Source organism: Pseudomonas sp. GW823-FHT04A03 (assembly GCF_058796615.1).
In genome coordinates, this window is record NZ_JBXAIV010000001.1 from 288,674 (window position 1) to 311,926 (window position 23,253).

Sequence of the window (23,253 nt, forward strand, 5' to 3'; positions counted from 1 at the left end):
ACAGCATCAGCGCGACCGGCGCCAACACCGGCCCGTTGGTCAGCAACAACGTCGGCACTGCACTCACCAACCTCAATACCGGCCTGACCAACACCGCTGCGGTGGCCGTGAAATACGACGATGCCGCGACGAAAACCCAAGTGACTCTCAACCCGGCAGGCACAGCGGTGAAGTTGACCAATGTCGCTGTCGGTGCGTTGAACGCTGCCAGCACCGATGCCGTGACTGGTTCGCAGTTGTTCGCGAACAGCCAGAACACGGCGACGGCATTGGGCGGTGGCGCGACTGTCAATGCGACAACCGGTGTTTGGACGGCCCCGAACTATTCCACCAACAGCATCAGCGCGACCGGCGCCAACACCGGCCCGTTGGTCAGCAACAACGTCGGCACTGCACTCACCAACCTCAATACCGGTCTGACCAACACCGCTGCGGTGGCCGTGAAATACGACGATGCCACGACCAAAAATCAGGTGACCTTCAACCCTGCGGGCACCGCTGTGAAATTGACCAACGTCGCGGCTGGAACCTTGAACGCTACCAGTACCGACGCGGTGAACGGCTCGCAGTTGTTCTCGACCAATCAGGCCGTCGACAACATTGTCAACAACGGCACCGGCATCAAGTATTTCCACAGCAATTCGGTTCTCGCCGACAGCACCGCGAGCGGCCAGGACAGCGTAGCCATCGGCCCGCTTGCGAGCGCGACCGTTGCCAATGGTGTGGCGTTGGGCTCCAACTCGTCCGCCACTGGCACGACTTTGGCCAATGCGGCTTACGGCGTCGGCGGTGCTGCGACCGGAGGCGAAGTGAATATCGCCAACGGCGCCAACGGCCGTCGCATCACCGGTCTTGCCGCCGGTTCCAACGCAACTGATGCAGTCAACGTCAGCCAGTTGAATAAAGCAGGTCAGGACACGGCGGTCGCTCTGGGTGGCGGCGCTGCCGTGGATGCAACCACCGGTGTGTGGACAGCCCCGAGCTATTCCACCAACAGCATCAGCGCGACCGGTGCCAACACCGGCCCGTTGGTCAGCAACAACGTCGGCGCTGCACTGACCAATCTCAACACCAGCCTGACCAACACCGCTGCGGTGGCGGTGAAATACGACGATGCCACGACCAAAAATCAGGTGACCTTCAACCCGGCGGGCACCGCTGTGAAATTGGCCAACGTCGCGGCTGGAACCTTGAACACTACCAGCACCGACGCTGTTAACGGCTCGCAGTTGTTCTCGACCAATCAGGCCGTCGACAACATCGTCAACAACGGTACCGGCATCAAGTACTTCCACAGCAATTCGGTTCTCGCCGACAGCAGCGCGAGCGGCCAGGACAGTGTTGCCATCGGCCCGCTCGCGAGTGCGACCGTTGCCAATGGTGTGGCGCTGGGCGCCAACTCGTCCGCCACTGGCACGACTTTGGCCAATGCGGCTTACGGCGTCGGCAGTGCTGCGACGGGTGGTGAAGTGAACATCGCCAACGGCGCCAATGGCCGGCGCATCACTGGTTTGGCGGCTGGCAGTTTGGCGACAGACGCTGTGAACGTCAGCCAGTTGAACAAGGCAGGCCAGGACACCGCGACCGCTCTGGGTGGCGGTGCGGCACTCAATGCGACAACTGGTGCATGGACGGCGCCAAGCTATTCCACCAACAGCATCAGCGCAACCGGTGCCAACACCGGCCCGTTGCTCAGCAACAACGTCGGCGCCGCACTGACCAACCTCAACACCAGCCTGACCAACACCGCTGCGGTGGCCGTGAAATACGACGATGCCACGACCAAAAATCAGGTGACCTTCAACCCTGCGGGCACCGCTGTGAAATTGGCCAACGTCGCGGCTGGAACCTTGAACGCTACCAGCACCGACGCTGTTAACGGCTCGCAGTTGTTCTCGACCAATCAGGCCGTCGACAACATCGTCAACAACGGCACCGGCATCAAATATTTCCATAGCAACTCGACTCTCGCCGACAGCAGCGCAACCGGTCAGGACAGCGTCGCGATGGGTCCAGCTGCTGTTTCGGGCGGTGCCAATAGCGTTGCTCTGGGCAATGGCGCCTCGGCCAGCTTCAACAACAGCATTGCTGTGGGCTCCGGCTCATCCGCCACGGGTGCGACTTTGGCGAACGCAGCTTATGGCGTTGGTGGTGCCGCAACCAGCGAAGTAAACATCGCCAACGGCGCAGATGGCCGCCGCATCACAGGCCTCGCTGCCGGCTCCAGCGCAACTGATGCAGTCAACGTCAGCCAACTGAACAAAGCTGGGCAGGACACCGCGACCGCGCTGGGCGGCGGCGCGGCACTCAATACGGCAACCGGTGTCTGGACAGCCCCCAGCTATTCAACCGACAGCATCAGCGTGACCGGTGCCAACACCGGCCCGTTGCTCAGCAACAACGTCGGCGCCGCACTGACCAACCTCAACACCAGCCTGACCAACACCGCTGCCGTGGCCGTGAAATACGACGATGTCGCGACCAAAACCCAAGTGACCTTCAATCCGGCGGGCACTTCGGTCAAGTTGACCAATGTCGCGGCCGGAACCTTGAACGCCACCAGCACCGACGCCGTCAACGGCTCGCAACTGTTCGCGACCAACCAGACCGTCGACGGCCTCGTCAACAATGGCGCTGGCATCAAGTACTTCCATAGCAACTCGACCCTCGCCGACAGCAGTGCAACCGGTCAGGACAGCGTGGCAATGGGGCCGGCTGCCGTGTCCGCAGGCGTCAACAGCGTTGCGCTGGGCAATGGCGCCTCGGCCGGGTTCGCCAACAGTGTTGCGCTGGGCAATGGCTCATCCGCCACCGGCACGACTTTGGCCAACGCGGCGTATGGCGTCGGTGGTGTTGCAACCAGCGAAGTAAACATCGCCAACGGCGCAGATGGCCGCCGCATCACAGGCCTCACTGCCGGCTCCAGCGCAACTGATGCAGTCAACGTCAGCCAACTGAACAAGGCTGGGCAGGACACCGCGACAGCCTTGGGCGGCGGCGCGCAACTTGATCCCGCCACCGGCGTATGGACGGCGCCAAGCTATTCCACCAACAGCATCAGCGCGACCGGCGCCAACACCGGCCCGTTGGTCAGCAACAACGTCGGCGCCGCATTGACCAACCTGAACACCAGCCTGACCAACACCGCTGCGGTGGCCGTGAAATACGACGATGCCACGACCAAAACCCAGGTGACCTTCAATCCGGCGGGCACTTCGGTGAAGCTGACCAATGTCGCAGCTGGAACCCTTAGCGCCACCAGCACCGATGCGGTCAACGGCTCGCAACTGTTCGCCACCAACCAAACTGTCGACAACCTCGTCAACAACGGCACCGGCATCAAGTACTTCCACAGCAACTCCACCCTGGCCGATTCCCAAGCCACAGGTCTGGACAGCATTGCCGTAGGTCCCCAGTCCATTGCCGCTGGCGCCAACTCGTTCTCGGCCGGTTCGGGCGCCAATGCGACGGCAGATGGCAGCCTGGCGCTGGGTCGTTTGAGCCAGGCTCAGGTAGCGGGCGGCATCGCACTGGGCGAAGGCTCGGTTGCCGATCGTGTCCTGGCGCCCACCACCGGCACCATTCCAGCCGGTGGCGGGACGGTCATCTATGACACCTCGGACGCGACCTTGCTCGGCTCGGTTTCGGTGGGCAAGGCCGGTAGCTATCGGCAGATCACCAATGTGGCGGACGCCACCGATGCTCACGACGCCGTTACCCTGCGTCAATTGACCGGTGCGATGGGCTCGCTGAGCTCGACCGGCACGCTGTACTTCCACGCCAACTCGACCAACCCGGTGGACTCGCTCGCCAGCGGTGCGGAGTCGATCGCGGTTGGCCCGGCCACGGTGGTCAACGGTGACAACGGCATCGGGATCGGCAATCAGGCCAGCGTCGGTCAGGCCGCCGCCGGTGGCATCGCCATCGGTCGCAATACTCAGGTGCTGCTGGCGTCCGGCATCGCGGTGGGCAGCGCGGCTCAGGCAGCGGCGGAGCAGTCGGTTGCGCTGGGCGCCGGGGCCAATGCCAGCCATGCCATGAGCGTGGCACTGGGTTCGAGTTCGCTGACCACGGTCGGTGCCGAAACGGGTTACAGCGCCTATCGACTGGCCGCACCGCAGACGTCCGTCGGCGAGATCGGCATCGGAACCGCACTGGGTAGTCGCAAGCTCACCGGGCTGGCGGCCGGCACCCAGGACAACGACGCGGTCAACGTGGCGCAACTGAAAATGGTCGGCGATCAGGTCGATCAGAACACCACGGACATCACCAACCTGAACGGCCGCGTCGGCGGGCTCGAAACCCTGATCGGCTCGGGCGGCGGCATCAAGTACCTGCACGTCAACTCGACCAAGGCCGACTCCGTCGCCACCGGCACGGACGCGATGGCCCTGGGTTCCCAGGCCCTGGCGTCAGGCACCGGCTCGGTGGCGGTGGGCAATGGCGCCACGGCGACAGCCGATGGCAGCGTTGCGGTAGGCAGCGGCTCCAGCGACGACGGGCGCGGTGCAGAAACCTACAGCGGCAAATATTCGGGGGCGAACAACGTAACGTCGGGCACGGTATCGGTGGGCAACGCCACGACGGGTGAAACCCGGACGGTCAGCAACGTGGCCGACGGCAAGAACGCCAATGACGCAGTCAACGTGCGCCAGCTCGACGGCGCGGTCGCCGAATCCAAGCAATACACGGACGACTCGATTGCCAATCTGGGTGCCAATGCCGGTCAACAGGGCGCTCGCATCACCACCGTCGAGGGTGATGTCGCCAACATCAAGAACGGCACCGACGGCATGTTCCAGGTCAACAACAGCGGCGCCGCAGCCAAGCCGAAAGCCACGGGTGCCGACGCTATCGCGGGCGGCACGGGGGCGGTGGCGTCGGGCAAAAACAGCGCGGCGGTCGGCACCCGGTCGCAGGCCTCCGGGGAAAACTCGGTGGCGCTGGGCAACGGGGCCAAGGCATCGGCCAAGAATGCCACGGCGCTGGGCGCCAACGCGGTGGCCGATCGCGACAACAGTGTGTCGGTGGGCAGCGCCGGCAACGAGCGGCAGATCACCAACGTCGCGGCAGGCACTCGCGGCACGGATGCGGTGAACGTGGATCAGTTGAACAAAAGCGTTGCGGACATCACCAGCGGCGCCAATACCTACACCGACCAGCGTTACAGCGAGCTGAAAAATGATCTCAAGGAACAGGACGAAATTCTCAGCGCGGGGATCGCTGGCGCGATGGCCATGGCCAGCCTGCCGCAGTCGTACTCGCCGGGTTCCAGCATGACAACCGTCGCGGCAGGCACCTATCGCGGTCAATCGTCACTGGCCTTCGGCGTGTCGCACATGTCCGCCAACGGCCGGTGGGTGACCAAGTTGCAGGGCAGCACCGACACCCAGCGCAATGTCGGGGTGGCGGTAGGTGTGGGTTATCAGTGGTGACTCGCTGACGGCGCTGGTGCAGGTCTCAATCGAATTTTTCAGGCAACTCTTTCAGGTAAAAGTCTATGAACATGAAATCCATTTTCGTCGCCATCCTGATCCTGCTGGTGGCGCTGGCCGGTTACGACAAGTTTGTGGCCAACAAGCTGACAGATTCCCCACGCGTCTGGCTGCGCGTTCCGGCGTTGCCGGTGATTCAGGATGCGGTTTTTCAGCTCTCGCCCAGGTTCGACGAGCCGCGCAAGGCCTTGATGATGGCGCAGCTGTGCGCATTGGCACGAGGCGAGGTGAAGCAGGATCAGGTCAACGCCGTTCTCAAGCAGCAGGGGATCGACGCGCTGGCATTGCCCAAGCAAGGCAGTCCGTTCTCGTTGTTGGTCAATGGCGACAAGGCCGGTCAGGCCTCGGCCTGTGCGGCGTATCTGGCGACGACCGTGCTGTCGACGGTTAACGTCACCGAATTCATGCGTCCCGTAACCGTACCGGCCACCAATGGACAACCCGAAAAATCTACCCTGCAGATGGACAACACGCTGCTGACCTCGGCGCTGTCGGTAAAGCTGGCCGTGGCCCGGGCCAACGCTGATATTTTCGCCTTGATCGCCGTCGAGTTGCAGCGCAATCCGGGGCTGACGATCCCGCAATTTCGCGAACAGGCCACGCAGTTGTTTACCCGACTGGCCCCGACCTATCTGCAGCACATCAAAGAGCAACTGCCGCCGGCCAACACGCAGTACAAGCTGCTGCAAATGGACGACAGCCGCTTCGCTTTCAGCAGCTCCGTCGGCAGTGTTTTCGAGTTCGGACGCAACGGTCTGGTCCTGAGTCAGGGTGGTATTGTCTGGTACGGCAAGGGGCGGTTGATGGGGCAGGAATACCCGCTGCAGGTGGAGTGCTTTTCGGCGGACGTCAAACGCCTGCTGAAAGCGTCTGCGACGCCACTGACCACTTCAATTCAATGACGACGCGGTCGACCTTGAATTTGTCTAAGGAGGTGGGTGGTGGCTGAGCGCGTCGACAGATTTGTTCTTCGGTTACCTGACGGCTTGCGTCAAACGTTGAAACGCCTTGCGAAGAAGAACCGGCGCAGCCTGAATGCCGAAATCGTCGCGCGCATGGAGCGCTCATTGGCAGGGCTGCATAGCCGGGATCTCGATGATGAAAAAAGACAGGCGTTGATTCGCGAGTTTTTTGGTGTACAGGATCCGCAGGAAAAGGCCTCCTGCGGATCAGATTCGGCGGACACAGGTGCGCCGTAGCGTCACGGCGCGATAAACCCGCTAATCGCTTTGGTGGTTTCCACCGGCGCTTCCTCCATCAGCCAATGCCCCGCGCCGGCAATCACCACTTCGGTGACGTTGTCGGCGGCATTGCGCATCACGATGGCTTCGTTGTTGCCGAAGGACTTCTCGCCGCCAACCGCCAGCACCGGCATTTTCAGTTTGGTTTTCATCGACGCCTCGTTGTCCACCGCGTCCTGGCGGATCGCGCGGAACTGGGCGAACGCCGCGTGCATGGCGCCGGGCCGGGCGTAGAGTTTGGCGTAGTGCTGGCGGGTGGCTTCGTCGACTTTTTTCGGGTCGCCGGCGAACTCGTTCCAGAAGCGGTCGAGGTAAATGCGCTCACGCCCGGCCACCAGCCGTTCTGCATCCGGCCCGCCGAAATCGAAATGCCAGAGCATCGGCGAGCGGACGATTTCGTTCCACGGCGGGATCCCCGGAACGGGCGCGTCCATCACCACCAGGCGATCGGTCTGCTGCGGATACCGCGAGGCGTAGGCGAAAGCGACCATGGTGCCGATGTCATGACCGATCACCACCGAATGCTCGATGCCCAGCGTAGCCAGCACCGTGCGAATGTCACCGGCCTGGGTCTTCTTGTCGTAGCCATCGGGCGGGATCGACGACAGGCCCATGCCTCGCAAATCCGGCACCACCACGGTGTGATCCTTCGCCAGATTTGCCGCCAGAGGCGCCCACATATCCCCGGTGTCGCCAAAGCCATGCAACAGCACCACCGCCGGGCCTTTGCCGCCGATGCGCGTGTGGATTTTCGCGCCGTCCACGGCGATGTCCTGAGTGCGGAACGAGGCGGGGAAGGGCGTCACGTCGGCATGGGCCGGAACACTCAGGGCCAGCAGCAGGGAAGTGGTGAGCAGGGCGCGGATCATGGCGTTCACTCCAGAGGGGGTGGCTGGAGCGTAGACGGCTTTGTCCTGTCCCGACGTGCGTTTTCATCCGAGTTCCGGCGCCGCAGCTTGTTGAACGAAACGCTCGATCAACCAGCGTGCCGCGGGGCCCGGTGGCAGGTCCGAGCGGTAGATGATGCTGAAGGGGTATTTGCCGCTGGTGTACTCCGGCAGGTTCAGTGGCACGAGCCGGCCGCTGTCCAGATCTTCCTGGATCATCGGCGTCGGCATGTTGCCCCAGCCAATGCCTTCACGCAGCAGCATGTGCTTGGCGCCCAGATCCGCCAGCCGCCAGGTGCGGTTGCTGAGTACCGCGAACTCCTTGCCCTTGGTCAATTCCGAGCGATCGGACAACACCAGTTGTGTGAATTCGCGTCCGGCCCCCGGCGCATTCTGCTCGGCCAGGGCCAGCGGATGATTCGGCGCGGCGACGGGGATCAACTCGACGTTGCCGGCACCGACTCTTTCAATACCGTCGATACTTTCATTCATCGGGCCGCTCACGCCAATGACCGCGTTGCGGTTGATCACCCGCTCGGTCACGGCGCCGAGGGCCTCCATGTGCAAGTGCAGGGCGACCGTGGGGAATTCCTCCTGAAAGGCTTTGAGCGCGTCCACGATCCGTTCGGCGGGAAGCATCACGTCGAGTACCACATGAACCTCGGCTTCGAGCCCCTGAAGCAGGCCTTTGACCTTGGCGCGCAGGCCGTGCACGCCGTTGGCGATGGTCCGGGCTTCGGCCAGCACGGTGCGTCCGGCTTCAGTGAGTTGTGGTTTGCGGGTGGTCTGGCGATCAAAAAGCGTCACGCCCAGCTGCATTTCAAGGTTGGCGATCGAATAGCTGATCACCGAAGTGGCCCGGTGAAGCTTGCGGGCGGCCCCTGCAAAACTGCCGACTTCCACGACGGTGAGGAAAACGCGCAGTTGGTCGAGTGTCGGTGTGCCTGGGTCGGAGATCATGCCGGGTTCCTCGAAATTCGATTGAAGTCCTTCGTCTGAGGTGAACAGCTTATCTATTTTGTCGACACTAATGATCTAAATTAGTCGGCTATTCAGATGAGCAGGCCAGGCGCAACATTTCTTCACCCGGGCGGTTCAGGTCGAATCGCACCCTCATTGAAGGAAATGCCCTGATGACGTCTTCTGCAAACCTCACTACTTCCGCCGCTCACCAGAGCCGTTCCGACGTGAAACAGGCTTCGGCCGCACTGATCGGCCGTGTATTGCTCAGCGTGATTTTCATCCTCTCCGGTTTTTCCAAACTGGCCGCGCCCGCCATGATGATCGGCTACATCGGCTCGGTAGGGCTGCCGCTTCCACACGTGGCGCTGGCCGTGGCGATCATTGTCGAAATCGGTGGTGGCCTGGCACTGATCGCCGGATTCCGTACCCGCACCGTCGCTGCCGTCCTGGCGTTGTTCAGCGTGTTCACTGCGCTGGCCTTCCACAGTGCATTGGCCGATCAGAACCAGTTCATCCACTTCTTCAAGAACGTCGCCATGTCCGGTGGCCTGTTGCAGGTCGTGGCCTTCGGCGCGGGCCGCTTCAGCCTCGACGCTCGCCGCGGTTGATATCCGGGCGCGGTGAGAGGACAGGTTCCTTCACCGCGCTTCAGCCTTTTTGTTGACCGCACCCCGCAACAGAATCGAGTAATCATCATGACCGTCCAGCAACAACTCTCTGGCTACACCCGCGAACCCGATACCCTTCGCGCCATCCGCTACCGCACCAGCGGCAACGGGCATGGCTCGATTGTCCGGTTGATGAGCCCTTCGGATCTGGGCCAGTTGATCAAGCCGTTCGTGTTCCTCGATCTGTTTGAAGGTGAAGCCTCGTTCATCAACCGCATGCCCATGCACCCGCACTCCGGGATCGCCACCGTCACGCTGATTACCGAAGGCAACTTGCGTTTCGAGGATGCCGATTCCGGCAAGGGCATGATCGACTATGGCGGCGTCGAGTGGATGCGCGCGGGTGGCGGGGTCTGGCACGGCAAGGAAATGTCGGTCGGTACTTCGCAGCGGATCCAGGGCTTTCAACTGTGGGTGGCGCTGCCGCCAGCGCTGGAAAACGCCAGTGTCGACAGCCAGTACCTGGAGTCCGGCGCGATGCCCGAAGTGGGGCCGGCGCGGGTGATTCTCGGCCTGCACCAGGGTGTCCAGAGCCCGGTTCGGGCGCCGGCGGGAATGAATTATCTGTTGGTCACACTGGGCCTTGGCGAGACCTGGACTTACACGCCGCCCGAAGGCCACGAGTCGTTATGGCTGAGCGTCAGCCGTGGATTGCTCGCGGCGCCGGATCTAGTCAGCGCCGGTGAAATGGCGGTCTTCGAACCCGGCAACGGCGCCGTGACGCTGAAGGCTCTGCGCGAAGACACCGTGTTCGTGATCGGCTCGGCGCAGCCACATCCCTATGAACTGGCGCTGGGGAATTACTCCGTACACACCAATCCGCAAGCCCTGCGAGAGGGCGAGGCGAAGATTGCGGAGATCGGTGGGCGGTTGCGTGAGTATCTCCAGCAGTCGGATGAGTCGGTTGCCGTGCCGGTATTCAAATAACCCGGATCAGGCCTGAGCTGCGTTCAGGCCATGTACCCCTCGACTCCGTCCCACAACAGCTTTAACGCCGTGACCACCAGCAAGCCGTAGCACGCGCGGTACATCTGGCGTTGATCCAGTCGGGCGTGCAACCGCCAACCCAGCCAGACGCCGCTGGGTACGGCGAGCAAGCTGACGAGCATCAGCGTCAGCACATTGCCGGTGGGTTTGGCCAACAGAAGCCACGGTACGGCTTTAAGCAGATTGCCCACCGTGAAAAACATGCTGGTCGTCCCGGCATACATCTGTTTGCTCAAACCCAGCGGCAGCAGATAGATCGCCAGCGGCGGCCCACCGGAGTGTGCAACCATCGTCGTGATGCCCGAGGTAATACCGGCGGCCACCGCTTTGGGCGACGAACGCGGTTTCACATGAACTTCTCCGCCTGCCTTGAACCACAGACCGACGAACAACAGCGTGACCGCGGCCATGACGATGGCGATGGCGCGGTGGTCCAGCACCCGAAAAAGCAGGTAGCCAGCGCCGATGCCGACAATCAATCCCGGCACCAACAACTTCAGGTCCGGTTTTGACCAGGTGGAAGGCTTCCAGTAGCGCAGGCTGAACAGATCCATGGCAACGAACAACGGCGCGAGCAGCCCGCCAGCCGTGATCGGGTCCATCACCAGCGACAGCAGCGGAATTCCGACAATCGCAAAGCCGCCACCAAATGCGCCCTTCATGAAACAGATCAGGAACACACCGGCGAAGGTGACGAGGAGGGTGGTGACGGTCAGGTCCACGGCGTGTGCTCACTTCATTTCGGGCGGGGAGTGGCCTTAATTTCGCTCACGGTCTGCACGATGAACAGTTACAGTTTTGAGGTTGTTCCATGGACCAGTTGCCAATTGGATCTAATGTGGGTCTTGGGATAGGCGTGGTATGGGAAAAGAGGCGCACATGGGGCTTGAAGACATCCTGACCGAAGGCCTGTCCGTGGTGTTCTGCGGAATCAATCCGGGTTTATTGGCGGCAGAGCAGGGCCATCACTTCGCTGGACGCAGCAACCGCTTCTGGCGCACGCTGCACCTGGCCGGTTTCACGCCCCACGAAGTGCGTCCGGAAGACGACCGCTCGATCCTGCAATTCCACTGCGGCCTGACTGCCGTGGTCGAGCGGCCGACGGCGAGTGCGGATCAACTGTCGGCGGAGGAATTCACCGCCGCCGCCGTCAGCTTCGAGCGCAAGATCGCCCGTTACGCACCGCGCTTCGTGGCGTTTCTCGGCAAGGCGGCGTATGCCGGGTTATCCGGCAGGAAGTCGATTGAGTGGGGGCTGCAAGAGGATACGTTCGGCGGCGCTGAAGTCTGGATCCTTCCTAACCCCAGCGGTCGCAACCTGGCGTTCAATCAAGCGCAGTTGGTGACGGCGTATCAGCAACTTCAGCGGGCGTCGAGCGCCACCACATAAGCGCCGAACATGTCGGCCATCCCCTCGGCGCGATCCGTGATTTCCGCATCGGTGCGCGGGCTGAGTGAGAAATCCTTCCCCACCGAACTGAGCGTGGCCAGGATCAGATCGCAGGCCTGCGTGCGAACGGCCTCGCTGGCCTCAGGCAGCAACTCCACCATGAACGTTGCAAAGATCCGCTTGCCCGCCGCCCGCACTTCATGGGCCTCCGGCGCATCGCGATAAAGCGGTGCCGCATCACTCAATGCGCCACGCATCTGTGCCTCCTCGCACTCCGAACGAATGAACGCATGCACCAGCGTGCGCAGGCGCTCCAGCGGCGGCTCGTCATGATCTTCCAGAATCCGCTGCAGCATCCCGGTGGTCTGCAACCACTCATCACTCTGCAAACGAAACAGAATCGCCGCCTTGTTCGGGAAGTACTGATACAGCGAGCCGACACTCACGCCAGCCTTCTCCGCAACCCGCGCCGTGGTGAAACGCGCCGCGCCTTCCTTGGCCAAAACCTGAATAGCCGCCTGCAGAATCGCCGCCACCAACTCGGCGGAGCGTGCCTGCTGCGGCTGTTTGCGTGAGGAAATACGGGCGGTCTGGCGATCAGTCATGGGCGGCTCGGGCGTCGGGGCGGAATGCGAATAGCGAACAGGGCCATTCGCTCGCATCATTTAAATGCGACGAATCATTCGCATATTAGCTCTCAACCCACGGAAAACCATCATGACAACCCTGACCACCGAACCGCTGGCGACCCTGATCGAACGCCTCTACACCCAGGCCAGCGCTGCCACCAGCCCGGCGCTGAACAACGTGTCCGGCGAAGAGCGCGAACGCCTGATGCACAGCAAAACCGAATACCGCGAACTCTACGCCATGCTCAAAGACCTGTGGTTGCCGGTCTCCCGCGACACCGGCAAACTGCTGTACATGTTGGCGCGCAGCACAAAGGCCAAAGCCATCGTCGAATTCGGCACCTCGTTTGGCCTTTCCACCCTGCATCTGGCGGCCGCGCTGCGGGACAACGGTGGCGGTGTGCTGATTGGCAGCGAGTTTGAACCGTCGAAGATTGAACTGGCTCGGCATCATTTTGTTGAGGGCGGGGTGAGTGATTTGATTGAAATTCGCGAAGGGGATGCGCTTGTGACGCTGGCTCGCGATCTGCCATCGACTGTTGATCTGCTTCTGCTCGATGGTGCTAAAGCGCTGTATGGCGACGTGCTGAAAATCGTTGAGAAACACCTGCGGCCTGGCGCTCTGGTGGTAGCGGATAACACCGATTACTGCCCGGAGTATCTGGCGCATGTGCGCTCGCCGGGGAATGGTTACGTGAGCGTGCCGTTTGCGGATGATATTGAGGTGTCGATGCGGTTGGGGTGATAACCGTTGCTGTCCATGCTTCAAAAAAAGGGGACTGATCCATGGATTAATGGATCAGTCCCCATTTTTCGCTACGATCAAGTAATGAAGCGCAAGGAGCGGCCCTTGATGGATTACCTGATTCGAAACGCTACAAATGCAGATGCGCCAGCGATCAGTCGAACGATCCTCAGTGCTTTGCGCGAGTCCAACGTTCAGGACTACTCCGCCGAAATCATCGAGCAAGTGGCGCAAAGTTTTTCTCCCCCGGCGATCCTTCATCTGTTGGCTGAGCGTCAAGTCCTGGTGGCTACAGCCGGCAGCCATATCGTTGCAACCGCGAGTCTGGATCACGACATTGTCCGAAGTGTGTTTGTCGACCCGCGCCATCAAGGAAAGGGTATCGGAAGACATCTGATGGAGAGGATTCAATCACTTGCCATGAATGCAGATCTGAAACGGCTGCGTGTGCCTTCTTCAATCACCGCAGAAGGCTTCTATGCTTCGCTTGGGTTTGAAAAGGTACGAGACGAGTTTCACGGGGCGGAGCGCACGGTCATCATGGCGAAGGCATTGGAGCTGTAGCGCCCCGGAGTGCAGGGCTGCACGAGGCAAAAGAATGGATTACATCCTCGATATCTTGCTCAACCGGTTGGCTCATCGAATCGGTGTCTATGTGCTTGGCTTGCTGAGTGGCGGTCGATTCAAGGGTGAAAGTGGTTTTGCCTGGGGCTGGGCGGTCGCCGTTGGTGGGCTGGTGCTGTTGGCACCGTTCGTGGCGTTCATCGCGTTGCTCATCCAGTCTCCCAGCGGGTAAAAGCCACTGCTCATGGCTCGCCGCGTACGCTTTGCGCCTTCACTGTAAGAAGTAAGGCAGGTCTATTCTCACGCTTTGGATTGATAAATCTTTCCTTTTTTCTTCCGGAAAAGCAGATGATCACCCAGATGAGCTCAATGCTGAAGTCTCGCTCGATACTGTTTTAAGTGCGGGTTTGGGGCATGTTGAACGCAGTCCATCGATATGCTCCATCAAACTATCAGGAATGCTCTGCCACATCGGGTCGAGTATGAAATCAACACCTTCGCGCCGAGCCATCTTCGCCGCAGGTACAAAATCCGCATCACCTGCAATCAGGACGATTTGATCGACCTGTTGTTTGAAAGAAAGTGATGCGACATCGACACCAATTCTCATATCAACACCTTTTTGCCGGGTCTCGATGCTGACATCGGTTTCGGTGAGGTCGGCTATCTGGATTTTTCCCTTGAGTAGCTCGGCAATCCTCGAAGGTTTGATTGTCCATTTCACATCTTTGGAAAGGTGTCCCAGACGCAATGCCAGTTTTCGTTTGCTTCGCAACCGAATGTGCAGCTCTCTTCGAAACACGGCTTCTCTTGATTTGGAGAAATCGACGAGCCTTTTTGTGATGGGGTTGTGTTGCTTAGTGTCCAGAGGAGGGCAGTCGTAAAAGAATATTCTGTAAAGGTCTTTTCTGGAGGGCTGTTGCAGCCTTGAGGCTGGGCAATTTGGACGGGGCGGCATCCTGGCTGTCAGATGCGCCGTCGCCCATCGGTGGACGAGATCAGCGGCCCGTTCGGCATTGAATGCATTATGGGGCTCGATCCTTCGAAATCGCTTGATGAAGTAGGCGCCGTCAACCAGAACTGCTGTGGGCATGCGTTCTTCCTGAAAACAAAAACGCCCAAGGGTTTGGCACGTCCTGGATGATTAGGACGGCTTACTGCCTTGGGCGGGATGTGGGCAGATTAGGGAGCGATGACGATGGCGTCAACCGTTCACTCTTTGAGTCGATCAAGGGATAACCTTCGATCCTGAATGTCTTCTGCGTTCAGTCGATGGGCAGTGACGGAAAAAGGATACGACTTGGGGACGCGTCCTGAAAGCCGGCGCTTTCTGGCAGATTTGTAGGCACTTGCGCAAGGGTTTGTAGGCTCAAGTAGGAAGAATCAGACGTTTAAACGATCGCGTTTAAGTACCTGATGGGGACGGAGCTATTTTCATGTTCAGGATTAATAAGTCGATCCCCATTTTTTCTGATCTGATGCTGACGGCTCCCGATACGCTGCGAGGGTACGCCATGCTTCAGAACAGACCATCGAGGCATTTTTCGATTTGATCCTCCAAACATTCGACAGGATTCGTCTATCGTCTAAAAAATCATCACAGGGTCAAGATCAGGGAGCTGATCATGAATCGTCAGGAAGACCTGAACATCATCTGGAAGCGGATATTCTGGATTTTCATCGCCCTGTTGGTGCTGGCGATCATCGTCACCTACAGTCTGCCCGACTACAAAGTGCCCTTTATCGTTTGTATCGCCGGGAATATCGGGGGCTACGTTGGGTTTCACAGGCGACTGTCGATACTCACTGATCCGGAAATCGAAAACCTCTCCAGATCATGGTTCGCCTTGATCCTGCCTTCATTCATAGGCGGGATATTGGCGGGGCTTCTGTATCTTCTGTTTCTTTCCGGCGTTATCAAGGGCGATCTGTTTCCGGTGATCGTTCCAGACGACGATCCGCAGTGTTTGAGGCAAATCTTCAACGATATTTTTTGCCAGCATGCGGAGGGGTATGCGGCGTATGCCAAGTTGCTGTTCTGGTCATTTGTGGCGGGCTTCAATCAAGACTATGTCGTTGACCTGATCGAGAACATAAAGGGCTCCGACAAAAAGACGGGTTGAAGCAGTAGGGGGCTGTTGCCCCATTTTTAGTACCGCTAAATTCGAGGTCGTTTCAGATTGATCCACTCTTGTACTGTCGGGCGCTGCCATTGGCGCTGCGCGTAATCCTCCAGTTGAGCCGGCACCGTGTCCCCGTTGAGTATCAACCGGTTCAGCATCAAGGCGAGATCAACGTCGGCGATCGACCATTCGCCAAAAAGGTAGTCCGGATTGCCGGTCAACAGCCATTGAGCGACATCAATCAACTTTTGCCTGGCAGCGTCAGCCGACGCTGACAACGGTCCGTATTTCTGACCATAGAACACGACGAGGGTAGAGCGCTCCTGTCGGATCGGAAGCAAATCACTGCGTAGCCACGCTTGAACTTGCCTCGCCGCGGCGCGTTTCTGTGGGTGCCGGGGGTAAACAGCTGTCTGGGGGAACACCTCTTCCAGGTATTCCGTGATCGCCGATGACTCCGACAACGCAAAACCGCCATGCACGAGGGTGGGCACCCTCTGAGTCAGCGAAAGACGGGCGTAATCGCTGGTCTGGTTCTCCAGTTTTTCCAGGTCCAGGGTACTCATTTCGAACTCAATTCCCTTTTCTCGAAGGGTCACAAAGCAGGACATTGCATAGGGACTGGTGAATTGAGCATCGACGTAAAGGCGCAGGTTTGAGTCATTCATGGCGTCATCTCCATATGCAGAATGGACGACGCTAAAAGATTGGGCGCCTTAAATAAAATTCATGTTTTTTATGGGGGCATTCCTGTCAGGAATGCAGTATGGCCGCAGGCGAAAAATGGACGAAAAATGGGGACGGATCTATTTTCACACCACGGATAAACAGATCTGTCCCCATTTTTGATTCATTTTCGACGTACGTCGCGTACAGCTCGTTGATTTGATTTGTACAAGCCTTTGGTCTTTCCATCCAGCGATGAGCAGCGAACGGCAAAACCAAGGTCGAGGACCTTATGAATCATTGTCGCTTCATCAACTTCCTCGCCTGCCTCCAGCGTGTTTCCGTTAGCCCCCCCACGAGAAATTCGATAGGCGACAATTCCGGTACTCCTGCGCTTCATTTGCACTGGAAACAGTTCGGTGCCGTTGTTAAGAACAAAGCTGAACGCGCGTGAAAAACGATCCTGATCCGCAGCCATAGATGACAATCCTTGGAGATGGGTAAAGCAAACTGTAGTTGATCTATGTGCGCGCAGAGGGGGAGTCATTAGTTTGTAGATTCAACCGAGCTTTCGATTCATCGCCGTCATTGAGATTGCGGCAACAGATCCCGAATCTCATACCAGCACGCCTCGGACGCGACCTCGATATGGATTTCGTATTTGATGGCGCGGCAGAGACAACTGCCTTGAAATGTGTCGGCCATGGTGGATGCCGCCTGATCGTGAAAATGAGGCAAACCTGTTATCCCGTTACGGGCTAAAGATCTGCCTCATTCTTATTTGTTCGTATGGGAAATCACACCGCTCATATATTGATTCAAGTCGCGAAAATCGTTAACGCTCCAGGCGTGCGGCGGGATCTTCACGCCATTCTCGCGCAAGGTCTTTGGAATCAAATCCCCGTTGGGGCGAAGAATCACCGAAGACACGATAACGCCCGGGTAATCACTCAGTCGCTTCTTGAACGCAGCGGAGGTCAGGTCAGGTGTCGGGGGATTGCTTTTCCTGGCCAACGGCCCGGTGCCCTTGATATCGGCTCCGTGGCACACGGCGCATCGCTGTGAGTAGAGGTTTTTTCCATTGGCAGTATCCGCGAGGGATATGGCTGTTTGGGGGAGGGCATAGAGCCCTAGCAAGGCGACGAGTAATGTTTTGGCGCTCATGCGCCCCTGCTGGATACCGAGCTGAGCCGCGATGTTTCGACACCGGACGGACACGTCTGCACACGATGTCCCTGTCGCGTAAATCCGCACTTTATTCCTCCATGAATGCACGTCGATTTCGAGGCCGGCACGATATCCCATACCTGCCCGGCTCGCACTTTTTCCTGCAAAAAGTGCGACAGCTCACGCGAGTAGCGCGCTGGCTTTCCCTCATTTTGCGGGGCTGCGTATCGCCCCCTCAATCAACGTGGAAACAAGAACGTCACGGCTGCACGAAAGCCCCAGCCTTGAGGCCCGTCACCCGATCGATCCAGCCAGTACCTCGGGCCTGCCTGAATCGTCAGGGGATGGCCGCCGATCTTCAGCAGTTGGGTGACGTTCAGATTGATCGGCACCGACCACTCGCGCGCCTGCCAGTCGTATGTGGACTCGGTGTTGATGCCGTAAGTGGTGAGCGTTTTGGTGGTGTAGGACAGGAAGGGTTGCAGGAATGTCTGGTTGACCTTTTCCTTGTCGTCCGGCGGGCTGCCGTCCAGGCCCCAGATGTGGTTGGCGAGTATGCCGCGGGTCCAGCCATTGGATTGCTTGAGCGCCACGGCGGTCGGGCCCAGGCCCCATTGCTTGTTGCTCAGCAGGTCGTCACTGCCGGTTGGAATCAACAGGGCAGGGCCGGCCCCCAGAATCCAGCCACTGTCGGTGGGTTTGCGGGGGGAGAAGAAAAAGCTTTGTGTGATATCCCCGACACCCGATTTGTCTGCCGCACCATTGGGGGCCAGGCCGTGCTGGTCGATGACCGGCAGGATGGTGCGCGAAATGAGGTTCCAGTCCTCGTTCAATGTGAACGGCAGCACCGGCTGGATATTGGTCACGCTGTGCATGCCCTCGCCGGTAGGCCCCATCTTCTGATCCCAGTTGTACTGCACCGGCAGGCTGTACATGGCGGCGACCGGGTTGAGCGCTGCCTTGGCCAGTTCTGCGGAATCCTGAGCCTGTGCAATTGCGGCCTGCGTGGCGATCACCATGGCTGAAAAGTGTGCGAGATGAGCGCGTTGCATGGGCTTCCCCTGTTGGCGGGTCTCGAGTGCAAACGATAAAAAGTTGAACCCCTGTCAGCCATTGCCCTTCCTTGTGGGAGGGCAATTGCGAAAGTGCTGGCACTTTGTCTGGCGACAACTTGTAGCTTCTGATCAAGCCTTCACTTCACTTGGACGACCGCAGGGGGTGTCCACTGTCCATTGAGTACCTCTGCCTTTGGCCAGTAGGTGCGGATGGTGACTTCAAACTCGCTTTGCGGGGCCGGCAACCAATTGCTTTCCTTGTCCTTGCCGGGGGAGTTGTGTTGCACATAAAGAGTCAGCGAACCGTCATTGTTGAACTTCATGTTCTTCTCATTCTTGGTACCCAACGAGTAGCGCTTCATGGCGTTAGGGGCGAAGAAGTGTTGAGAGTCGTACAGGGTCAGCGACCAGAAGCCGTCCACAGGCGGTGTTTGCCCCTTGGCGAAGGTCAAGGTGTATTTGTGTTTTCCATCAAGTCGCTGACCACTTTGATCCACCTCCTGGAAGAAATAGCGAGTTTCTTCCGGTTGGTTGGTATACATGTTCGATTTGGAAGTGGCGGTGCGCGTCAAGTAGTCGTTACCCCAACGTGCAACGTTGGTCGGTGAGTTCCAGCCATCGGGCAGGCGCGAACCATTGGTGCGGAAGGAAAACAGCGGTGCGATCACGTCCTTCTCGGTTTGGACTGCGGCCTTGACCAAGACATCCTTGATCGCCGGATCCTTCGCAGCGGCATCAAGCAGTGCGCGCATCATCGCGTAGCGGCTTTCCTCACCCGCCAGCGGTGGCACCTTGTCGAGAACTTCCGGTAGCAGGTCAAAGAATGTGTTCGGGTCCACCCAGCGGGTTTCGGTGGACGAGTTCTGTGCGGCCGGGAAATGTGGCGTTTTGGTCCAGTCCTTGGTAACCGAGTTGCCGGTGTACTTGCTCAATGGATAAACCACGACCTGCTGGAGCAGCTTGACGACTGCCGCATGGTCTTCCTCGCTATCACCCATGAACACCCGTGGCCCCATGGCAACAAGCTCGGTAGGCGAATTGATCACTTCGGTGATGCCCTGAGGGACGGTGCCTTTCCAGTTCGGCCCCACCACCAGATAGTTGCCAGGCTTGGTTCCATATTGCTTGCCAAGTTTGGAGAACTCCTCGCTGCGTGCGTCGTACAACGCATAAACCCAGAATCGGTCGCCAAAGTCAGGCACTTGCAATACGACTGGATCGTCGTCAGTCGCACCGTAACCGAAGCCGTAAACCACGTCCTGATTCGGGTGAGCTACCCATCGTTGTTCCGGCGAGATGTATCCGCTGAGCATGCTCACATAGCCGGTCGGTGCCGCAGGCAGGATCCCGCCCATCAGCCCTGGCTCCGGCGCTTTGGAGAAAGAAGTACGGCGGTTGAACGCATTGACGAGAGGCCAGCCCCACAGATAAGTGTCTTGCGCGATGACCTTCGCACTCGACGGGGTGATCACCGTTCCAGCGGGAATGCCGGGAACCTCCGCAGCCGGTTTGCCAGAGGAGTTACCTCCCGCTTGAACACCACCAATCATTGCCGCGCTCAAAGCCAAAGCCAGCACGGTGTAACGGGAAGGCGACTTCATCATTTGAAAACTCCTGTTTCGAATGGCAATCGGTTGCGGTGTTGCGCTGGTGGAAGGGCGCTCATGGTTCGGTCAAGGCTTGACCACTTCCACGGCAGGGAACTTGTAGCCACCTGCCTGCACTTCCTTGCTCGGGCCGTACATCCTCAGAATTATGTAGACGTCTTTTTCCGGAATGGGCAGGTAGTTGGAATTGCTCGCATCGCCCTTGGCAGCGAGCTCGATTGTGTAGTTGCCCTCAGCGTCGGGTTTCAAGGTGCGGTCGCCACGGCTGTGGCGGTTCATGTCGTTGTGCGCCATGAACCGGTTGTCAGTGCCGTATACGGTGAAGGACCAGAACTCGCTGACGTCCGGTGCCTTGAAGTGCATGCGGTAGGTCTTGCCATTGGAGCCATTGATGTTCTTGCCATCGCTGCCTTTGACGGCTTGCAAGTAGATGGTTTCGTCCGGCGGCAGCCCCCATTGGCCCAGGTAAGTCCCTTCGGCAAACAGTTCGCGCGGATCGTCACTCAACTGCTTGCGGGTGCCCAACAACTTGCCGGCATCGGTCAGGGTCGGCGCCAGTTCCTTGATGCGTTTCATGCCCAGTTCTTCGCCTTTCTTCGCAGCGGCGAGCTGATCCGGGGTGAAGTCTTCCTTGCAAGGTTCAACGCCCACAGCCTTGTATTGGTCCAGCCATTTCTTGTCGGCCTTGCCCATGGTGCCGTCACACAGAACAAAGTTGACCCGTTGCAGCCAGTTGGTTTTCGCCGGGTCCAGATAGGTGCGCGTCTTGGCTTTGGGACCGGGTTCACCCAGGTAGGCGGAGAGCGTCCGCACGTTCCATTCATCCATGTAGTTGAGCGCGGTTTTCTGATCCTCGGGGCCCGTGGCCATGATCCGGCCCATCAGTTTCACCAGGTTGGAGTCGACGCGGATCACTTCGGTAACGCTGCCCGGCACTTCGCCCTTCCAGTCCTGTGCCGCAAACATGAAGTGACCACCCTTCGTCTCGCGCGTACGCGATCCGATCATGGTCACGGTGTAATGGCCCATGTCCATGGTGTGCAGGATCCAGTAACGGCCCTTGTCCATGTCCGGCACGCTGACGATCACCGGTTCGGCAGCCACATCGAGCCAACCCATCAGGTGCAGGGTGTCGTTGTTGATGGTCGGGTGATCGGTGTATTTGTCGTCGGCCAGATGGCGGATGTTCTGGAAGCGATTGAGCGGAGTGTCGGTCTTGACCGCCGTCTCGTAGAAGAACTTATAGGCTTCGTCGATGGAATAACCGTAGGTGTACGCGTCCTGGGCCAGTTTGTCGGAGATCTGGGCAAAGGCCGGAACGGCCAGTGAAAGCAGGGTTGCCGCAAGCGTCAGTCGTTTCATGAGCACTCCAATGAGGCAGGAAAAAAGTCAGGGATTGACCTGCTCGAAGTCAGGCATCTTGAAGCTCTTGTCGTTGAGCGCCTGGGTCGGCCCGTAGAAGCGCATGGTCGGCATCGGACGCTTGCCGGAAGTGGGAATCCAGTTGGATTCCTGTCCCTGCGGGGCATTTGGCCCGACGTAGAGCGTGACGCTGCCATCGGCATTCTTCTTCAATTTGTCGAGGTCGAACGACGACAGCGTGGTGCGGTTGCTGTCGCTGTAAATGAAGGAGAAGGTGGCGCGGTCGTAGACTGTCAGCGCCCAGAACTGCTTGACCGGCATCTGGGCCGGGACATCGACCTTGTAGGTTTTGCCGGCCTCGAGCAGATGCCCGTCCTTGTCAGCCAGCGCCACCATGTAGGCGGTGGCAGGGGAATCGCTGAGTACTTTGGGCATGTAGGTGCACCAGAAGTATTCCGCTGCACGTTCGATCAGATCGATTTTGTCGTCATAGGTGAATTTGAACTGGCGATTGGCATCGGTCTGCAACAGCGAGACGTAATGACGATCGGGCCAGTAGACGCGCTTGACCATTTCCTTGTCGAACCACTCCTGCAGAAAGAACCAGGCGTCGATGGCGGCCTGGTGCATGGCACGTTTGGCGGTTTCGTCCGGGGTGAAGGGTTTGCCTTTTTCGATGCCCAGGGACTTGAGCATGCCCATCATGACCTTGTCGTGCTCCCTGACGGGCTCCACGCTCATGATGTCGTACATGTCCTGAAAGTGCCGCTCATCGTAGAACGGCAGGGTCGGGTAGCGCTCATGGCTGGGGTCGATGAACTTCTGCTGCGGTGGATTCTTCGCCTCGGACAAGGCGTACATGCGCAGGCGCTTGGCGTACACGTAGGCGTCAGCAGCGGTCTTGCCGGCCGGCGGCACCGAGCGGAAAGCCAGGGCGATCCGATAGTTGGGCGAGCTGACGTGGAAGTAGCCCTTGGGAATCGCACCTTTGTAGTCAGGTGCGGTGAACAGGTATTTGCCGCCCTTGCCCTTGTCGATCCCGGCCGGCCCTACGTCGGCGATGGTGAACTGCCAGGCGTCCACCACCTGACCGTAGAGGCTGCCGTCGGCTCCGGCGGGCGGGACCTCCAGCACCACGGGGCCGTTGCGCAAGTCGGTGTAGGCACCGAGGTAAGGCGTGGAGCTGTTGGCGGTCAGGGCTTCGAGTAACGGTGTGGCGGTCGCCGAGTAGGCGATGATGTCGTTGTCCTTGTAACCCAGATCGCTGATGGCCGCGCGGCGGAAGGCGTAGATGGAGATTGCCGGCATGTTCCACAACACGGCCTCGAAGGCGCGCTGGTACTTGATCTGGTAGTCGAAGTCCTTGACCGACGGGCTGGACCCCGGCGGCGGCTGCCCACCCAGAGGGTCCGTGGCGGCCAGTACCGAAGCGGTGCCGCCCACGGTGAGCAACACCGTCAGCAGTCCGGGCAATAGCGCATTGGCAACGTTCGTTCTCGCGAGTGGCGGGGCCACACAGGTCATCAATCCTTTTACAACGCTCATGGTGGCTCCAGATTCGGGGGTGACAGGAGGCAACGCGTCGACAACAACAGCAGGGCAGACCGGATGGTTTCAAGGGCAGGAAACAGGCACCCGCGAAAGTGTAGTCGACCGTGACGACTGCGCTACCCGCGCCCGATCGCACCGGGCAAATCTGACAAGT

The 23,253-nt window shown here is 59.3% G+C and carries 22 protein-coding genes; 10 read left to right on the plus strand and 12 right to left on the minus strand.

The window, feature by feature from the left end:
• Nucleotides 1–5: 5 nt before the first annotated feature.
• The 3 genes from AC1Q9F_RS01230 to AC1Q9F_RS01240 all read left to right on the plus strand — a co-directional run bounded on the left by AC1Q9F_RS01230 (nt 6) and on the right by AC1Q9F_RS01240 (nt 6,694).
• Nucleotides 6–5,435: a YadA-like family protein gene (locus AC1Q9F_RS01230; protein WP_492634778.1), complete on the plus strand. Its 5,430-nt coding sequence runs from the start codon at nt 6–8 to the stop codon at nt 5,433–5,435.
• Between the two features lie 65 nt (nt 5,436–5,500).
• Nucleotides 5,501–6,397 (plus strand): hypothetical protein, encoded by an 897-nt coding sequence (locus AC1Q9F_RS01235; RefSeq protein WP_492619246.1) that lies wholly within the window; start codon nt 5,501–5,503, stop codon nt 6,395–6,397.
• 39 nt (nt 6,398–6,436) lie between these two features.
• The gene (locus tag AC1Q9F_RS01240; protein WP_492619245.1) at nt 6,437–6,694 is read left to right on the plus strand and encodes an Arc family DNA-binding protein; all 258 of its coding nucleotides are present in this window, start codon (nt 6,437–6,439) and stop codon (nt 6,692–6,694) included.
• Between the two features lie 2 nt (nt 6,695–6,696).
• Here the strand turns inward: AC1Q9F_RS01240 and AC1Q9F_RS01245 are convergent, their stop codons facing one another.
• Together AC1Q9F_RS01245 and AC1Q9F_RS01250 are read right to left on the minus strand one after the other, a co-directional pair.
• Nucleotides 6,697–7,605 carry an alpha/beta fold hydrolase gene (locus tag AC1Q9F_RS01245; RefSeq protein ID WP_492619244.1) on the minus strand — a complete coding sequence of 303 codons (909 nt, stop codon included), beginning with the start codon at nt 7,603–7,605 and terminating at the stop codon, nt 6,697–6,699.
• Between the two features lie 63 nt (nt 7,606–7,668).
• Nucleotides 7,669–8,583, minus strand: a complete 915-nt coding sequence (locus tag AC1Q9F_RS01250) for a LysR family transcriptional regulator (RefSeq protein ID WP_492619243.1) — start codon at nt 8,581–8,583, stop codon at nt 7,669–7,671.
• A gap of 173 nt (nt 8,584–8,756) precedes the next feature.
• On the opposite strand from AC1Q9F_RS01250, the gene AC1Q9F_RS01255 reads away from it, so the two are divergent.
• Nucleotides 8,757–9,194, plus strand: a complete 438-nt coding sequence (locus AC1Q9F_RS01255; protein WP_492619242.1) for a DoxX family protein — start codon at nt 8,757–8,759, stop codon at nt 9,192–9,194.
• A gap of 87 nt (nt 9,195–9,281) precedes the next feature.
• Complete coding sequence (locus AC1Q9F_RS01260; protein WP_492619241.1) at nt 9,282–10,181, plus strand: pirin family protein; 900 nt, start codon at nt 9,282–9,284, stop codon at nt 10,179–10,181.
• A 23-nt stretch (nt 10,182–10,204) separates the two neighbouring features.
• Here the strand turns inward: AC1Q9F_RS01260 and AC1Q9F_RS01265 are convergent, their stop codons facing one another.
• Nucleotides 10,205–10,963: a sulfite exporter TauE/SafE family protein gene (locus AC1Q9F_RS01265; RefSeq protein WP_492619240.1), complete on the minus strand. Its 759-nt coding sequence runs from the start codon at nt 10,961–10,963 to the stop codon at nt 10,205–10,207.
• A 157-nt stretch (nt 10,964–11,120) separates the two neighbouring features.
• Here AC1Q9F_RS01265 and mug point away from each other — a divergent pair, with 157 nt between their 5' ends.
• Entirely contained in the window at nt 11,121–11,630 is a 510-nt protein-coding gene (gene mug, locus AC1Q9F_RS01270; protein WP_492619239.1) for a G/U mismatch-specific DNA glycosylase, read from the plus strand.
• Here mug and AC1Q9F_RS01275 read toward each other — a convergent pair.
• Nucleotides 11,603–12,235: a TetR/AcrR family transcriptional regulator gene (locus AC1Q9F_RS01275; protein ID WP_492619238.1), complete on the minus strand. Its 633-nt coding sequence runs from the start codon at nt 12,233–12,235 to the stop codon at nt 11,603–11,605. The two genes, mug and AC1Q9F_RS01275, sit on opposite strands and share 28 nt — an antisense overlap.
• 112 nt (nt 12,236–12,347) lie before the next feature.
• On the opposite strand from AC1Q9F_RS01275, the gene AC1Q9F_RS01280 reads away from it, so the two are divergent.
• The 3 genes from AC1Q9F_RS01280 to AC1Q9F_RS01290 all read left to right on the plus strand — a co-directional run bounded on the left by AC1Q9F_RS01280 (nt 12,348) and on the right by AC1Q9F_RS01290 (nt 13,800).
• Complete coding sequence (locus tag AC1Q9F_RS01280) at nt 12,348–13,004, plus strand: O-methyltransferase (RefSeq protein WP_492619237.1); 657 nt, start codon at nt 12,348–12,350, stop codon at nt 13,002–13,004.
• Between the two features lie 108 nt (nt 13,005–13,112).
• The gene (locus AC1Q9F_RS01285) at nt 13,113–13,568 is read left to right on the plus strand and encodes a GNAT family N-acetyltransferase (protein WP_492619236.1); all 456 of its coding nucleotides are present in this window, start codon (nt 13,113–13,115) and stop codon (nt 13,566–13,568) included.
• 34 nt (nt 13,569–13,602) lie between these two features.
• Complete coding sequence (locus AC1Q9F_RS01290) at nt 13,603–13,800, plus strand: hypothetical protein (protein WP_492619235.1); 198 nt, start codon at nt 13,603–13,605, stop codon at nt 13,798–13,800.
• A 120-nt stretch (nt 13,801–13,920) separates the two neighbouring features.
• Here AC1Q9F_RS01290 and AC1Q9F_RS01295 read toward each other — a convergent pair whose 3' ends face one another.
• Nucleotides 13,921–14,661 carry an NYN domain-containing protein gene (locus AC1Q9F_RS01295; RefSeq protein ID WP_492619234.1) on the minus strand — a complete coding sequence of 247 codons (741 nt, stop codon included), beginning with the start codon at nt 14,659–14,661 and terminating at the stop codon, nt 13,921–13,923.
• 532 nt (nt 14,662–15,193) lie between these two features.
• Here AC1Q9F_RS01295 and AC1Q9F_RS01300 point away from each other — a divergent pair.
• Nucleotides 15,194–15,691, plus strand: a complete 498-nt coding sequence (locus tag AC1Q9F_RS01300; RefSeq protein ID WP_007955240.1) for a hypothetical protein — start codon at nt 15,194–15,196, stop codon at nt 15,689–15,691.
• 35 nt (nt 15,692–15,726) lie between these two features.
• Here AC1Q9F_RS01300 and yfcF read toward each other — a convergent pair whose 3' ends face one another.
• The 7 genes from yfcF to AC1Q9F_RS01335 form a co-directional block, all read right to left on the minus strand.
• Entirely contained in the window at nt 15,727–16,359 is a 633-nt protein-coding gene (yfcF, locus tag AC1Q9F_RS01305; protein WP_492619233.1) for a glutathione transferase, read from the minus strand.
• A gap of 182 nt (nt 16,360–16,541) precedes the next feature.
• Complete coding sequence (locus AC1Q9F_RS01310; protein WP_207986043.1) at nt 16,542–16,835, minus strand: hypothetical protein; 294 nt, start codon at nt 16,833–16,835, stop codon at nt 16,542–16,544.
• A gap of 299 nt (nt 16,836–17,134) precedes the next feature.
• On the minus strand, nt 17,135–17,521 hold the full coding sequence (locus AC1Q9F_RS01315) for a c-type cytochrome (protein WP_492619232.1): 387 nt from the start codon (nt 17,519–17,521) through the stop codon (nt 17,135–17,137).
• Between the two features lie 242 nt (nt 17,522–17,763).
• Complete coding sequence (locus AC1Q9F_RS01320) at nt 17,764–18,543, minus strand: transporter (protein WP_492619447.1); 780 nt, start codon at nt 18,541–18,543, stop codon at nt 17,764–17,766.
• A 173-nt stretch (nt 18,544–18,716) separates the two neighbouring features.
• Nucleotides 18,717–20,183, minus strand: coding sequence for a DUF1254 domain-containing protein (locus AC1Q9F_RS01325; protein WP_492619231.1), 1,467 nt, complete (start codon nt 20,181–20,183; stop codon nt 18,717–18,719).
• A gap of 69 nt (nt 20,184–20,252) precedes the next feature.
• A complete protein-coding gene (locus AC1Q9F_RS01330) occupies nt 20,253–21,548 on the minus strand; it encodes a DUF1254 domain-containing protein (protein ID WP_492619230.1) in 1,296 nt (431 codons plus the stop codon).
• A gap of 27 nt (nt 21,549–21,575) precedes the next feature.
• Complete coding sequence (locus AC1Q9F_RS01335; RefSeq protein ID WP_492619229.1) at nt 21,576–23,093, minus strand: DUF1254 domain-containing protein; 1,518 nt, start codon at nt 23,091–23,093, stop codon at nt 21,576–21,578.
• Nucleotides 23,094–23,253: the final 160 nt, after the last annotated feature.